Raw genomic sequence first — 14349 nt, forward strand, 5'->3', positions numbered from 1 at the left:
CTATTTCCCGATCATGAAATCCGCCATCAGGCCGAAATGATTGGAACCGAGGCTGTCGGGCAGACGGGTGGTTTTCAAGAGCGTGGCCGGTTCGCGGGCGAAGATATGGTCGATGGCGATGCCGAAGCGACCTGCCTTCGTCGGCCATGTGGCGGGTTCCCATGGCGCTTTCTTCAGGTCGTTGGCGGCGAGGAAGTCGCGCATGTCGGGAGCGATGCTGGCCGAATTGAAATCTCCGGCCAGAATGAGCGGCCCGGTGACACGAAAGAGAATTTCGCTGACTTCGTCCAGCTCGTCCCGGTGATAGTCGTCGAAATAGGGTTTGGTGATGTGACCTGCAGCGAGCGTCAGCTTCGTGCCGTCGAAATCGATGCTGGCGATGGCGAAACGGTCGCGGCGCAGATCGCTGAGGCTATGGAAACGGCCCTCCAGCAGCGGCCGCTTCGACAGGATCAAAAGATCACAGGTCGGTGTTCCCGCATAGCAGCCAAGCCTGTGGGGGTAGGTTTGCTGCAGACGCGGCAAAACCGATTCCAGCGCAGCCGCCTCAAACAGATAGACCGCATCCGCGTCTGATTCGAGAATCCTGTCGGCAATCGCATCCGCATTGGCGGCGTTATCCATCAATACGTTGAAGGACAATAGCCGGAAGGGTCTGGCGCCAGGTGCCGCATTGGCGCTTGTCGAGAATTCCATGAGCATGGCGACGGCGTGGATGGCGAGTGCAAGCGACCAGATGATGAGGAAAGCGGAAATCGCGTCACGCGTCAGCCAAAATACCAGGCATGACAGCAGGATACAGACGAAGGCGATGTGAAGCTGGAAACTGGTGACGAAGGCTAAAAGCCAGAAATCCGTCACATAACGCAGGCTGGCGATGAAAAGTACGGCAGCCACGACCGTGGAGACCATGCACGAGAGCTTCGCCGTCATCCGAATCCCTGCTTTCCAAGCTCTCCCTTGATGTCTCGTAACATGCCGCAAGGGTGGGCACAATGTTGCCCGCTTGCCGGGGCTTAGGAAAAAATGAGAAACAAATCCGCCCCTTCTGGCAGAATTACGGCAGCTTTGTGTGCTTTGCTCTTGCCAAGTCAGTCAATATTTTGCGATCAAACAGAATGACGCGGTTTCTCAAACGCCGCGAGGATGACCGAGACGGTGGGACGGAGATTGTCTTGGATCAAATCATAGCGGGAGGACTCATGCGATTTACGGCAAAAACAGCGCAGAGGATGGTGTAGCGGTGAGCGAGCACGTAACCAATCACGACGCCTCGGGTGAACCGACCCGTCGCGATTTTCTTTATCTAGTAACCGGAATGACGGGCGCCGTTGGTGCCGCCGCAGTGGCATGGCCCTTTATCGACCAGATGCGTCCAGACGCATCGACGCTGGCGCTTGCCTCCATCGAGGTGAATGTCGCGGCGGTCGAGCCGGGCATGTCGCTGACCGTGAAGTGGCGCGGCAAGCCGATTTTCATCCGTAACCGCACGGAAAAGGAAATCGGCGAAGCCAATGCGGTCGCTCTTGCCGATCTCAAGGATCCGGTGGCGCGCAACGCCAACATTGCCCCCGACGCGCAGGCGACGGACATTGACCGTTCCGCCGGTCAGGGCAAGGAAAACTGGATCGTCATGATCGGTTCCTGCACCCATCTCGGTTGCGTTCCGCTCGGCCAGGCCGGCGATTTCGGCGGTTGGTTCTGTCCCTGCCATGGCTCGCATTACGATACGGCGGGCCGCATACGTAAGGGTCCGGCGCCGCAGAACCTCGCCATCCCGACATTTGCATTCACATCCGATACCGTGATCAAGATCGGATAAGGGGACAGATATTTATGAGTGGTCATTCCAGTTATCAGCCGTCCACCGGCATCGAGAGGTGGATCGATTCGCGGCTTCCCTTGCCGCGCATGATCTATGACAGCTTCGTTGCCTATCCTGTCCCGCGTAATCTGAACTACGCCTACACATTCGGCGCGATGCTGGCTGTCATGCTGATCGTGCAGATCCTCACCGGCGTCGTGCTTGCCATGCATTACGCCGCTGAAACGACGGTTGCCTTCAATTCCGTCGAAAAGATCATGCGCGACGTCAACCACGGCTGGCTGTTGCGCTACATGCACGCCAACGGTGCGTCGTTCTTCTTCATCGCGGTTTACCTGCACATCGCCCGTGGACTTTATTACGGCTCCTACAAGGCGCCACGCGAAATCCTCTGGATTCTCGGCTGCGTGATCTACCTCCTGATGATGGCGACGGGCTTCATGGGCTACGTGCTGCCGTGGGGCCAGATGTCCTTCTGGGGCGCAACTGTTATCACCGGCTTCTTCTCGGCTTTCCCGGGCATAGGTGAGTGGATTCAGCAGTTCCTGCTCGGCGGCTTTGCGGTGGACAATCCGACGCTCAACCGCTTCTTCGCGCTCCACTACCTGCTGCCGTTCATGATTGCGGGTGTCGTCATCCTGCATATCTGGGCGCTGCATGTGACCGGCCAGACCAATCCGACCGGTGTGGAAGTGAAGAGCAAGACCGATACGGTGCCCTTCACGCCCTATGCGACGTTGAAGGATGCACTCGGCGTTTCGGTGTTCCTCATCGCTTATGCGTGGTTCGTCTTCTACATGCCGAACTTCCTCGGACATCCCGACAACTACATCATGGCGGATCCGTTGAAGACACCGGCGCATATCGTGCCCGAATGGTATTATCTGCCGTTCTACGCGATGCTGCGCGCCATCACCTTCAATATCGGGCCGATCGACTCCAAGCTCGGTGGCGTTCTCGTCATGTTCGGCGCAATCATCGTGCTGTTCTTCCTGCCCTGGCTCGATACCTCGAAGGTTCGCTCTGCCGTCTATCGTCCCTGGTACAAGCTGTTCTTCTGGCTGTTCGTGGTCAACGCCATCCTGCTCGGCTGGCTGGGTTCGCGTCCGGCGGAAGGCCTTTATGTCATCATGTCGCAGATCGGCACGCTTTATTACTTCGGTTTCTTCCTCGTCATCATGCCGATCCTCGGTCTGGTCGAAACGCCGCGGCGTATTCCGAATTCGATTACCGAGGCCGTTCTGGAAAAGAACGCCGCCAAGAAGACTGCCGCGCCAGCGGCCGCCCAAGTCTGAGCGCGAAGGAAGGATGACGACAATGAAGAAGCTTGTAACGAGCATCGCGCTTATCACTGCCATCGGCTGTTCCGCCGCCGCTTTTGCGGCGGAGGAGAGCCACGATCTCGCCACCAAGACCGAGCATGCGATCGCTGGCGGTCACTTCCCGGTCATCAAGCCCGAGGAGCAGAGCTGGTCTTTTGCCGGACCTTTCGGCAAATACGACAAGGGCCAGCTGCAGCGCGGCCTGAAGGTCTACAAGGAAGTCTGCTCTGCCTGCCATTCGATGAGCCTCGTTTCCTTCCGCACGCTGGGCGATCTCGGTTATTCGGAAGAGCAGGTGAAGGCTTTTGCTGCGGAATATGAAGTGCAGGACGGGCCGAACGCCGACGGCGAAATGTATAATCGCAAGGCTGTGCCTTCCGACCATTTCCCCTCGCCATTCCCGAACCACGAAGCGGCTGCTGCTGCCAATGGCGGAGCTGCACCACCGGACATGTCGCTGCTTGCCAAGGCGCGCGGCGTGGAGCGTGGCTTTCCGCAGTTCGTCATCGACATGATTCCGATCATCGGCGGTTATCAGGAAGGCGGCCCGGACTACATCCATGCGCTGCTGACCGGATACCAGGACGCGCCTGCCGGCGTTGAAGTGTCGGAAGGCACGCATTTCAACCCGTATTTCGCCAGCGCCGTGGCGCTGAAGATGGCGCCGCCGATCAGCGCCGATCAGGTGACTTACGACGACGGTGCGCCGCAGACGGTGGATCAATATTCCAAGGACGTGTCCGCTTTCCTGATGTGGGCCGCAGAACCGCATCTGGAAGCACGCAAGCGCACCGGCTTCATGGTCATGGTGTTCCTGTTCATCTTCACGGCGCTGATCTATCTCACCAAGAAATCGGTCTACGCCAACAAGGAACATTGAGCGGCTTCAAATGCCTGCAATCATTGGCCCCCATGGTCCTGCCCTGGGGGCCTTTTCATGTGTCGAAGGAGGATGAGAAATGGCGAAAGTCCGGAGCGGTGGCTGCCTGTGCGGTTCCGTCCGTTTCGAGGCCACGGGTGAACCCGACAATCCGCACAGCTGCTCCTGCGATATCTGCCAGCGGCATTCCGGCGCTTCCAGCCTTGCCTGGGTGGAGTTTGCGAGCGATGCAGTGGTCTGGACGGAGAGCGCGGTCAGCCCATGGTTTTCCGGTCTTCCGATTATTCCAGCCGTGCGTTTTGCGCAGTCTGCGGCAGCACGCTTGGCGCCATCGACGATGCACCGACTGTCGCCCTCGTTTCCGGCTCTTTTGACGACAGAAATGACGAGGCGCTACGGCCTCTGTCGCATTCCTCCACGGATGTCTGCCCGGTCTGGGCGCTGATCGAGGGAATGTCGGGGCAGGAATGAGCGGCGGTCCTTTTTAGTTGGTCCGCAGCCACCAAGTTGATAGGGTGGCCCGAACCTTCTGATCCATTTCCCAATCTACCTGGAAATACCATGACCGTTATCGCTTCGGAGCTTTCCGCTGCCATCCGCTCCATTCCCGACTATCCGAAGCCGGGCATCATCTTCAGGGACATCACGACTCTGCTTGGCAATCCGCGCGCTTTCCGCCGTGCCGTGGACGAGCTTGTGCAGCCCTATGCGGGGACGAAGATCGACAAGATCGCCGGCATGGAAGCGCGTGGCTTCATTCTGGGCGGAGCGGTGGCGCACCAGCTTTCCGCCGGTTTCGTGCCTATCCGCAAGAAAGGCAAGTTGCCGCACACCACCGTGCGCGTGGCCTACAGCCTTGAATATGGTGTCGACGAAATGGAAATGCATGTGGATGCCGTGCAGCCGGGCGAAAAAGTCATTCTGGTCGACGACCTGATCGCGACTGGCGGCACCGCCGAAGGTGCGGTGAAACTCTTGCGGCAGATGGGCGCGGAAATCGTTTCGGCCTGCTTCGTCATCGATCTGCCCGATCTCGGCGGCCGCAGGAAGCTGGAAAACCTCGGTGTCGAAGTGCGGACACTGGTGGAGTTTTCGGGGCATTGAGGCCGGTTTCCGGCTAGGAATGTTGCGACAGGCCGGTGTTTTGTCCGGTCTTTCGTAGTGCGATCCATGTCCAGTGGACGCCCATGGCGCGATTACCCGCCTGAATGGAAGCAACTTCTACCTGTCGTATCAACGTGAACCCCAGACGGGCTGCATTGCCCGTCGTTTCCGCTGGTGAAATGGAAAAAGCACGGCGGCCTTCGGGTGCGGGGCCGTGACGCAGGGACATGATCAGCAATCCCCCCTCTGCCGTCATCTCCGAGAGGCTTTTCATGGCGGTCTGCCGTGCCTCGTCATCGATATGGTGCCAGACGCCGCACAGCGTAACCAGATCGAACGGGCCGTGGCGGCGCGCTTTCATCAGATCGGGCAAACAGTCGTCAAGCCAGGTTATCTTGTGCGACAGGTGCAATCTCTTTCCGGGTTCACGCAGTTCCTTGACCGGCTCTATCGCCAGAACATCATGGCCGCATTCGGCAAACCAGGCGGCATCGCGACCGGTGCCGCTGCCAATATCCGCGACGCGGGCCGGTGTGACCGGCAACAGATCGATGACCGGTGCGTAGATTTCCCGGCAATCCAGTCCATCGAACCTGGCAATCAGGTCTGGCGTTGCCGCTTCAGCATAACCCTGTAGGATATCGTTCATTCTTGCCTTCCCGCCGCGATGCCGATTCCGAGGGTATCGCGCGCGGGCTATCTCGGCCAGCCGCTATTCGAACTCCAGAACCCCGCTCTGGAAGGTCATCACGGTTTCTCCGGACTGGTTCACGCCCTCGTTGAAGGTGGTGTTCAGCCAAACCCCGGCTCTTGATTCCAGCGGTCGAGCATCGAGCAAGGTGACGAAATAGGTCACGTCGTCTCCGGCGAAAACCGGCTTTTTCCATTTGAGTTCACGAAAGCCGGGGGACGGGCCGAGTTTCGGCGGTTCAAGGCCAAGTTGTTTCAGCCTCTTCACTTCCTTGCCCCAATGGGAAAGGAAACATTTCATCCAGCCAGCTCCGGTGTGCCAACCGGAAGCGCAGAGCGCGCCGAAGACGCTGTTTTTCGCCGCTTCGGCATCGAGATGAAAGGGCTGCGGATCGAAATCGCGGGCGAAACGGACAATGTCTTCGGCGGAAAAATGCAATGTGTCGAGGGTGACCCGTTCGCCGATCGGGGAAAGTTCTGCCAGTCTCATGCCGCAAGGCCTCCGTCCGCACGCATCAGGAACATCACGGTGTTTTCGCCGTGCGATACCAGAACGCCGCGCTGGTTATAAAGCTCATGGCGAAACTTCACGAGGCCGATGCCGGGGCGCGAGCTGGAGGTGCGCTGTTCCAGAACAATGGATTTTCCCGAAAGCGTATCGCCAGCCAGAACCGGCTTTTTCCAGTCGACATAATCGATGCCGGGGCTGCCTTGCGATGTCGAATCGCTGATATAGCTCTCCGCCATCATTCGCATCAGCAGGGCGCAGGTGTGCCAGCCGGATGCCGCCAGCCCGCCGAGAATGCTCTGGCGGCCAGCCTCTTCGGATAGATGCATGGGCTGGGTGTCGAACTCGCTGGCGAATTCGATGATTTGTGCTGCAGAAATCGATTGCGGTCCCAGGGGAAATTCCCGTCCAACGGAAAAATCCTCATAGGCATATGTCGCGACCGGCGCCATGGCTTCCTCCCTTGCCTAGTCGATGTCACCGGCATCTAAAATGATTTTTCCCTTTACGTAAAGGTCAAATCGAGAGTGCTTTTGCGGCATAGGGAGATGCTGTTGAGAGAGCGAGTGCGGCATGCTGCCTTCTCCCAGAGGGGGAGAAGGTCGCGATAGCGGAATGAGGGCAAGGGTCGTGTAATTCGCCAGCCTTGCCCCCTCATCCGATCCTCCGGGCTATCTTCCCCCGCCGGGGAGAAGAAACAAGCCACGGGTGTGTGTCACTTCGGTCAGCGCGTCAAAAGACGCGATGTGACCGCCGCCGCGCTCAAGACCAGATCAGGTATTAAAGCGGAAGTGGATGACGTCGCCGTCCTGGACGACATATTCCTTGCCTTCGTCGCGTCCCTTGCCGGCTTCCTTGGCACCAACTTCGCCCTTGTAGGCGATGTAGTCGTCATAGGCGATGGTAAAGGCGCGGATGAAGCCGCGTTCGAAATCGGTATGGATGACGCCGGCGGCAGCGGGCGCTTTGGTGCCGCGCACGATCGTCCAGGCGCGCGTTTCCTTCGGGCCGACGGTGAAATAGGTGATGAGGTCGAGCAGGTGATAGCCGGCGCGGATCAACCGGTCGAGACCGGCTTCGGTGAGCCCGAGGGCTGAGAGGAATTCTTCGGCTTCATCGGCCGGAAGCTGCGCGACTTCGGCCTCGATCGCCGCCGAGATGATCACGCATTCGGCGCCCTGTTGCTTTGCCATCTCCGCGACAGCCGCGGTGTGCTCGTTGCCGGTGGATGCGTCGGCTTCAGAGACGTTGCAGACATAAAGCACCGGGTGCGACGTCAGGAGATTGAGGCCCTTGAGGATTTCGATTTCCTCGTCCGCCAGTGTCTTCAAAAGCAGACGTGCCGGTTTTCCGTCGTTTAGCAGAGCAATTACGGCTTCCATCACCGGCAGTTGGGCCAATGATTCCTTGTCCTTGCTGGTGGCGCGCTTGCGCGTCTGCTCGACACGGCGTTCCAGGCTTTCGAGGTCGGCGAGCATCAGTTCCGTCTCGATCGTGTCGGCATCGCCAACCGGATTGATGCGGCCTTCCACATGGGTGATGTCGTCGTCCTCGAAGCAGCGCAGTACATGCACGACGGCATCGACTTCGCGGATATTGGCGAGGAACTTGTTGCCGAGACCTTCACCCTTCGATGCGCCGCGCACCAGGCCGGCAATGTCCACGAAGGAAATGCGGGTCGGAATGATTTCCTTCGATCCGGCAATGGCCGCAAGCTGCTGCATGCGGGGGTCCGGCACGGCAACTTCGCCAGTGTTGGGCTCGATGGTGCAGAAGGGATAGTTGGCGGCCTGCGCGGCCGCCGTTTTCGTCAGCGCGTTGAAGAGGGTGGACTTGCCGACATTCGGCAGCCCGACGATACCGCATTTGAAGCCCATGGCTTGAAACCTGTCCGTTTGAAAGAATTCGTTGAGGAGCCTTTTGCGGAAAGGGCAGGGCAAGGTCAAGCCCGGGGGCCGATTTGGGCGGGCAAAGCCCCGCGAATGGCGCGGAATTCTGCGCAAGTTTGAGGCCGGGGTTGTCGATGCTGCGGTTGCGGCGCAATATGCGCCGGTCGAGCAACCGATCTTTCGTCATCAACGGGGATTTTCCCCATGGGCTACAATTGAGTGACAATCACGGGCGACAATGATGAGTGACAGTCCTGTTGATCTCAAACCGAAACCGAAAGTCAAACCGAAGCTGGAGCGGCCTAAGCTCTACAAGGTCATTCTGCTGAATGACGACTATACGCCGCGCGACTTCGTCACCCTGGTGTTGAAGGTCGTCTTCCACATGGGCGAGGACACCGGCCACCGGGTGATGATGACGGCGCATCGCTTCGGGAGCGCGGTCGTCGTTGTCTGCGAGCGCGACATTGCCGAGACCAAGGCCAAGGAGGCGAACGATCTTGGCAAGGAGGCCGGGTTTCCGCTGATGTTCACCACCGAGCCGGAGGAGTGACGGCTTTATGCTCAATCCCGCCGGATCTGAAAACCCGTCTTGTTCTGAATGAAACCGCAGCTTTCGTAGAAGGCATGTACCTCAGGACGCTGCCGGCCGGTCAGCAGCATCACCTTGTAGCAATTTGCGGCAAAGGCGGTCTCGATGGCGTGGCGCACGACTGCGCGGCCATATCCCCGGCCGCGACGGCTTTCCAGCGTCACCACATTTTCGATGAAGGCATAGGGACGGGTAGCGCGCGTCAGGTTCGGGATGACGAGAAGCGTGGCGGTTGCAACGGGTTCCTGCTCTTCCATGGCAAAGAACACGGTGAGGCCGGGTTGGCCGAGCATGGCGGCGAAAACCGTGCTTGCCTCTTGCGCCGTCAGTTGCGGGTCGGAAGGGTTCAGCGCCTGGTAAAGTTCGAGCAGTTTCGGCAGATCGTCCGGGCCAGCTTCGCGAAGGCTCATGGTCTCTGAAGACATCTGCGCTCAATCCTTCTTGCCGAACATCCGCTTCAGCATCTCTGCCATCGGCCCGGTTTCCGGCAGTTTTTTCGGTTGGGCGTTGTTGCGCGCCTGATGGATGTGGGATTGCGCGGCGGGCTTGGCCGCCTTGGCCGGTTTTTCCGTTTCCGGCTTGCTGCCGGTGGCAAGCGCCAGCTTGTTCATCAGCTGCGAATCCTCTGATTTCACCAGCATGGCGGCATTGTCGGCAATGGCGTCCAGCAGCGGATCGAGCCAGACCCGGTCGGTCTTGGCGAAATCACCGAGAACGTGGCCATGCACCCGCTCCTTGTCGCCGGGATGGCCGATGCCGAGACGCAGGCGGCGGTATTCCTTGCCGCAATGGGCGTCGATCGATTTCAGGCCATTATGGCCGCCATGGCCGCCGCCGGTCTTGATGCGCGCGCGGCCTGCAAGCAAATCGAGTTCATCATGGATGACGATAATGTCTGCCGGTGCAAGCTTGAAGAAACGCATGGCCTCGCCGACGGATTCACCCGACAGGTTCATGTAGGTGAGGGGCTTCATCAGCAGAACTTTCTCACCGCCTATTTCGCCTTCGGAAATCTCCGCCTTGAATTTCCGCGCCCAGGGCGAGAAGGAAGGCAGGCGCTGCAGCGCATCCACGGCCATGAAGCCGATGTTGTGACGGTTTCCCGCATATTGGGCGCCGGGGTTACCAAGGCCTGCGATGATCTTCATGGGGCATGTCCGCTTTTTTGCCTGACGATGCTGTTGTCACCACCCCGAAATGTTCCGGCTGTCAATCTTTTTATGGATTTTTTGGATGTGGCGAGCGGGCGCTCAAGGGCTGACGAGTTTGTAGCGGTCGAATATGCTCTGTTGCGTTCCATCGGCGATCAGTCTGTCCAGGCGCGCCTGCAATTTTGCAATGACCTCGTCTGGAACGCTTTTGTTGCATGCAAGACCCAGCTGTTGCCGCGCCAGCGTTATCACTTCCCTGAACGTGCCTGGGGGTTGGCTTTTGAAAGTGCTTTCCGACATGGGCATCAGGTCGATGCGGCCTGCGTTCAGCTTGTGAAGCGTGATCTGGAAATCAGCACCGACATCCACATGCTCGAAACCGAGGTTGCCAAGAAGGACCTCGGTGTAGTCGCCACGCTGGGTGCCGACCCGGTATTTCCTCGCGTCTTCCAGACTGGAGACGTTGATATCCGCATTCTGGCGCGCCACGAGGATGTTGCGGTCGCTATGGATCGGCGAGACCCATTTGAATAGTTTTTCCCGTTCGGACGTTCTCGCCGTGGCAAAGACGCAATGCATGGCCTTCGTTGTGGCCAATGCGATTGCCCGCGCCCAGGGCATGACGGCAACCTCGTAATCGGTGCCGGTATCCTCAAGTACGATCCTGAGCTGGTCGATATAAACGCCCGCCACGCTGCCGTCGTCGTTTTGCAGATTATAAGGCGGGTAAACCTCGGTGGTCAGGAAAAGCTTGGCTGCGCTGGCCGGGCCGGCAAGAGCAAGAAAGATCAGACAAAAGCGGATCAATCCCATGGCTGCTCCCACCCGTTTACGCCTGTCGCGCCGCGGCGCGGTCTGCGCCGTTATCCGCATTCAATGCAGCTATCAGCCGTTCGATGGGCTGCGGTCGCGCAAAATAATAGCCCTGTCCGTAATCCGCGCCTATCACTGTCAGAAGCTCCTTCTGCTCTTCCGTCTCGACGCCTTCGGCGATGACGGAGCAATTCATCTTGTGTGAGATTGCGGCGATACCCTCGACCAGCATGCGGCTGCGCTGCCTTATCTCCACCGTGTCGTCGCAGATCGAGCGCGTGAAGGACTGATCGATCTTGACGATGTCGACCGGAAAGCGGCTGAGATAGCTCAGCGACGAATAACCCGTGCCGAAATCGTCCAGCGCGATGCGGCAGCCCAGCTGGTGAATGGCATTGAGGATCGCCCGGATTTGCGGATCGTCCTTCATGATGACCGCCTCGGTTATCTCAATAATCAGCCGTTTGGGAAGAATGCCGTAGCGGTGAAGGACGCCGGCGATACGGGTCGGCAATCCCGGTTCGAACTGCAGCGGCGAAAAATTCACCGCCACATAGGATTGCTCCATGCCGGGCAGGTGCGACAGTCTGGCCAGATTGGCGATTGACTGGTCGAGGATGACATTGCCGATGCGATGGATGGTGCCGTTTTCTTCCGCAAGGCTGATGATCGTGGCGGGAGGAAGCAATCCCTTTTCCGGATGGTTGAGACGCAACAGCGCCTCGAAACCCGCCGTCTGGCCCGTTGCAAGATCTTGAATCGGCTGGAAATAAGCCTCGAACCAATTGTCGGAAAGCGCCTGCGCGATATCCCGTTCCAGTTCCGCATGTTCGCGCGCCCGGTCCATGATCGAGCTGTCGAAGATCTGCGAGCCGTTCTTGCCCGTTCTCTTGCGGGTATACATGGCCATGTCGGCATTCTGCAAAAGTTCGGACGCGCTTGCGGCATGCAGCGGGTAGATCGCCATGCCGATGCTGGCGCTGAGACGGATGCTGTTGCCTTCGATCTCGAAGGGCGTGTCCAGCATGGTGCAAATCCGCTCGCAGAACAGCTGGGCGCGCTCCTCCACCTTGTCGCCGGCAAGCAGGATGGCGAATTCGTCGCCGCCCAGACGCGATGCGCTGTCCAGCGGTGTCAGCAGTGGTTCGATTTTCAGCGTGAATTCCCGCAGAACCGCATCGCCCGCCGCATGGCCGAGATTGTCGTTGATGGCCTTGAACCGGTCGAGGTCTATGAAAAGGCATGCCAGTTCGCTGCCGTTCCTGTCTGCGTCACGGATCTGCACGTCGAGAATGGCCTCGAAACCCTGGCGATTGAAGAGGCCGGTCAAATGGTCGGAAATAGCCTGCTGGCGGTTGCGCTTTTCCGACTGGCGCAACTCCGTCACGTCAGTCATGACGCAGAGATATGTGCCCTGATGTGCGTTGCCGGAATCAAGGGCTTTTTCAAGGATGAGGGCGTCCATAACGCTGCCATCCATGCAATGAAAACGCACCGTGATACCCGCATGTGCGGCGTCGGGCGAATGTTGCGCCGCCTTGCGCTGCAGGAAAAGGGACCGGTCATCCGGGTGGATGAGGTCGGCGAAATTCAGGCCGAGTATTCTGGCCCGATCATAACCGGTCGCCTGCACCCAATAGTCGCTGACCGCGGCAATCCGGTCGTATCTGTCAAGCGAGAACAGCATGGCGGGTGTGCGATTGTAGATTTCCGTCTTCCGCTCATGGGCATGCTTGATTTCCAGCTCTTCCTTTTCAAGCTGGGTCTGCATTTCGTTGAAGCTTTTTGCCAGCCTGCCGATCTCGTCCTTCGAGCGCCAGTCGACATGGTGGCGGGAGCCGACGCGGCGTGTCGCTTCTATCGCTGCCGCCAGCCGCATCAGCGGGCGGATGACCATGAAGCGGTTGCCGGCGATGGCCGCAAGAACGGTGGTGAGAATGGCGAGAATGAAAATTGTGATGAACGCCAGTTCGGTGCGGCTGAGAGAGGTCAGAAGACCGATATCGTCGTAATAGACTGTCAGTTGCCCGACGGTGACGACACCGTTTGTGGTTTTGTAGGTCACTTCGCGGGTCGTGGAGGCTGCATCCTGAATGATGTCGCTGCCGGCCGTCTGGATGATGTCTAGCTGGCCAGAGGTATCCTTGACCTCTACCATGCGGATCACGGGGTCGGAAACGAGGGTGCCGGTAATCTGATTTATGGTGTCGTCGTCGAGATCCCATAGCGGGCGGGCAAGCGCCTGCGCATTGGTTGACAGCAGGATCTCAAGGTGATTGCGCTGGCTACGGATAGCCTCGTGATAGGAGAGGGTCAGCAAAAGGGTGAAAAGCGGGGCGACCACTGTGAGAAGTGCACCGGAAACAATCGCGATAAAGCGACTTTCGACGGAATGAGCCATGTTCTATTGCAGTACCCTCTACCCCAGATAACTGCGCCCCGTTTCCGCCCCGTCCGGAGAGACATCCTTGAGGTTTTCGGCAACGGCCTTGTATCCTCACTGTATTTCTTCAACCCGTCCGGTGTTTTCACGATAACGCAATGGGCATCGTTTCATGGAATTGTTAATTCACGCTGAAACGGGACCGGCATCCTGCACGCGGCGAGAGGTTTTTGCTTTTAAAGTTCATAAAAACTAAAAGGCCCGTTCCGAAAAACGGAACGGGCCTTTTAGCTCAAATCTGTCTGGCCTTATGGCCGCAGATTATTATTCAGAAGCTTCGCCGGCTTCTTCTTCTTCTTCAGCAACGCCGCCAGCCGGAGCAACGATCGTTGCGATCGTGAAGTCACGGTCGGCGATTACAGGCGAGATGTTCTTCGGCAGCTTCACATTCGAAATGTGAACGCTGTCGCCGATCTTCAGACCGGAGAGATCAACCGTGATGAATTCCGGAATGTCGTTGGCCGGGCAGTGGAATTCCACCGTGTGGCGAACGATGTTCAGAACGCCGCCGATCTTGATTTCCGACTTTTCTTCGTTTTCGAAGTGAACCGGAACTTCAACGTTGACGAGCGTGTTGCCCGAAACGCGCAGGAAGTCGACGTGCATGGTGAAGTCGCGGACCGGATCAAGCTGGTAGTCCTTCGGCAGGACCTTGATCTTCTTGCCGTCGACGTCGATTACCGCCACAGTCGTCATGAAGCCGCCAGCGTGGATACGCTTGGTTACTTCGTTGGTCGACAGAGCGATGGAAATGGGGGCCTGCTTGTCACCATAGATGACAGCGGGAATCAAACCGTTGCGGCGAAGTTCACGAGAGGACCCCTTACCAACTCGTTCGCGCGCCTCGGCCTTGAGCTCATACGATTCTTTGCTCATGGCAATTCCTTTCGAGGTTATATGGAGAGTTCATGCCCGCAGGCGCTGAACTGGAGAGGCTAAAAGCCATCTCGCCCGCGTTGCCTCCAAGGGTGTCTACACGGGTGCGGGCGCTATAATACAAACGGAAGACAAAGACAAGAGCGGCCGTTTTCCACGGATGCTATGCTGTGATTTTATTAGACTTGTCTAATTCACTCGTGCATTGCAACTTTTAATATATGCTTATCCATTCATATAAACCGGCTGCAAACTT

At 58.3% G+C, this 14349-nt stretch carries 15 protein-coding genes and 1 pseudogene; 6 read left to right on the forward strand and 10 right to left on the reverse strand.

What is annotated here, in order from left to right; all coding sequences use genetic code 11:
* Positions 1 to 933, reverse strand: coding sequence for an endonuclease/exonuclease/phosphatase family protein (locus tag FB593_RS13670; RefSeq protein WP_065659149.1), 933 nt, complete (start codon positions 931 to 933; stop codon positions 1 to 3).
* 310 nt (positions 934 to 1243) lie between these two features.
* On the opposite strand from FB593_RS13670, the gene petA reads away from it, so the two are divergent.
* The 5 genes and pseudogenes from petA to FB593_RS13695 all read left to right on the forward strand — a co-directional run bounded on the left by petA (position 1244) and on the right by FB593_RS13695 (position 5131).
* Entirely contained in the window at positions 1244 to 1822 is a 579-nt protein-coding gene (petA, locus tag FB593_RS13675) for a ubiquinol-cytochrome c reductase iron-sulfur subunit (protein WP_003513514.1), read from the forward strand.
* A 14-nt stretch (positions 1823 to 1836) separates the two neighbouring features.
* Positions 1837 to 3120 carry a cytochrome b gene (locus FB593_RS13680; RefSeq protein ID WP_019565206.1) on the forward strand — a complete coding sequence of 428 codons (1284 nt, stop codon included), beginning with the start codon at positions 1837 to 1839 and terminating at the stop codon, positions 3118 to 3120.
* Between the two features lie 22 nt (positions 3121 to 3142).
* The gene (locus FB593_RS13685; protein WP_145166679.1) at positions 3143 to 4027 is read left to right on the forward strand and encodes a cytochrome c1; all 885 of its coding nucleotides are present in this window, start codon (positions 3143 to 3145) and stop codon (positions 4025 to 4027) included.
* Positions 4028 to 4106: 79 nt separating this feature from the next.
* Positions 4107 to 4498 (forward strand): annotated as a pseudogene (locus tag FB593_RS13690) (GFA family protein).
* Positions 4499 to 4588: 90 nt separating this feature from the next.
* Positions 4589 to 5131: an adenine phosphoribosyltransferase gene (locus tag FB593_RS13695; RefSeq protein ID WP_003513506.1), complete on the forward strand. Its 543-nt coding sequence runs from the start codon at positions 4589 to 4591 to the stop codon at positions 5129 to 5131.
* A gap of 13 nt (positions 5132 to 5144) precedes the next feature.
* On the opposite strand, the gene FB593_RS13700 is transcribed toward FB593_RS13695, so the two are convergent.
* From FB593_RS13700 to ychF, 4 genes are all read right to left on the reverse strand, one after another.
* The gene (locus FB593_RS13700) at positions 5145 to 5780 is read right to left on the reverse strand and encodes a class I SAM-dependent methyltransferase (protein WP_113472934.1); all 636 of its coding nucleotides are present in this window, start codon (positions 5778 to 5780) and stop codon (positions 5145 to 5147) included.
* 63 nt (positions 5781 to 5843) lie between these two features.
* A complete protein-coding gene (locus FB593_RS13705) occupies positions 5844 to 6311 on the reverse strand; it encodes a MaoC family dehydratase (protein ID WP_003513502.1) in 468 nt (155 codons plus the stop codon).
* Positions 6308 to 6781, reverse strand: a complete 474-nt coding sequence (locus FB593_RS13710) for a MaoC family dehydratase (protein ID WP_145166680.1) — start codon at positions 6779 to 6781, stop codon at positions 6308 to 6310. Before FB593_RS13710 ends, FB593_RS13705 begins: the two co-directional genes overlap by 4 nt.
* A gap of 321 nt (positions 6782 to 7102) precedes the next feature.
* The gene (gene ychF, locus FB593_RS13715; RefSeq protein WP_003513497.1) at positions 7103 to 8206 is read right to left on the reverse strand and encodes a redox-regulated ATPase YchF; all 1104 of its coding nucleotides are present in this window, start codon (positions 8204 to 8206) and stop codon (positions 7103 to 7105) included.
* A 253-nt stretch (positions 8207 to 8459) separates the two neighbouring features.
* Between ychF and clpS the strand changes: the two genes are divergently transcribed.
* Positions 8460 to 8771 (forward strand): ATP-dependent Clp protease adapter ClpS, encoded by a 312-nt coding sequence (gene clpS / locus FB593_RS13720; protein WP_003513495.1) that lies wholly within the window; start codon positions 8460 to 8462, stop codon positions 8769 to 8771.
* A gap of 11 nt (positions 8772 to 8782) precedes the next feature.
* On the opposite strand, the gene FB593_RS13725 is transcribed toward clpS, so the two are convergent.
* The 5 genes from FB593_RS13725 to FB593_RS13745 form a co-directional block, all read right to left on the reverse strand.
* Positions 8783 to 9235: a GNAT family N-acetyltransferase gene (locus tag FB593_RS13725; RefSeq protein ID WP_113472935.1), complete on the reverse strand. Its 453-nt coding sequence runs from the start codon at positions 9233 to 9235 to the stop codon at positions 8783 to 8785.
* A gap of 6 nt (positions 9236 to 9241) precedes the next feature.
* Positions 9242 to 9958 carry an aminoacyl-tRNA hydrolase gene (pth, locus tag FB593_RS13730; RefSeq protein WP_003513491.1) on the reverse strand — a complete coding sequence of 239 codons (717 nt, stop codon included), beginning with the start codon at positions 9956 to 9958 and terminating at the stop codon, positions 9242 to 9244.
* Between the two features lie 102 nt (positions 9959 to 10060).
* Positions 10061 to 10774: a substrate-binding periplasmic protein gene (locus FB593_RS13735; protein WP_111798773.1), complete on the reverse strand. Its 714-nt coding sequence runs from the start codon at positions 10772 to 10774 to the stop codon at positions 10061 to 10063.
* A 16-nt stretch (positions 10775 to 10790) separates the two neighbouring features.
* Positions 10791 to 13175 (reverse strand): bifunctional diguanylate cyclase/phosphodiesterase, encoded by a 2385-nt coding sequence (locus FB593_RS13740; RefSeq protein ID WP_145166681.1) that lies wholly within the window; start codon positions 13173 to 13175, stop codon positions 10791 to 10793.
* 306 nt (positions 13176 to 13481) lie between these two features.
* A complete protein-coding gene (locus tag FB593_RS13745; RefSeq protein ID WP_013636594.1) occupies positions 13482 to 14093 on the reverse strand; it encodes a 50S ribosomal protein L25/general stress protein Ctc in 612 nt (203 codons plus the stop codon).
* Between the last annotated feature and the right edge of the window lie 256 nt (positions 14094 to 14349).

Source organism: Rhizobium sp. SJZ105 (assembly GCF_007828365.1).
Taxonomy (GTDB): Bacteria; Pseudomonadota; Alphaproteobacteria; order Rhizobiales; family Rhizobiaceae; genus Agrobacterium; species Agrobacterium tumefaciens.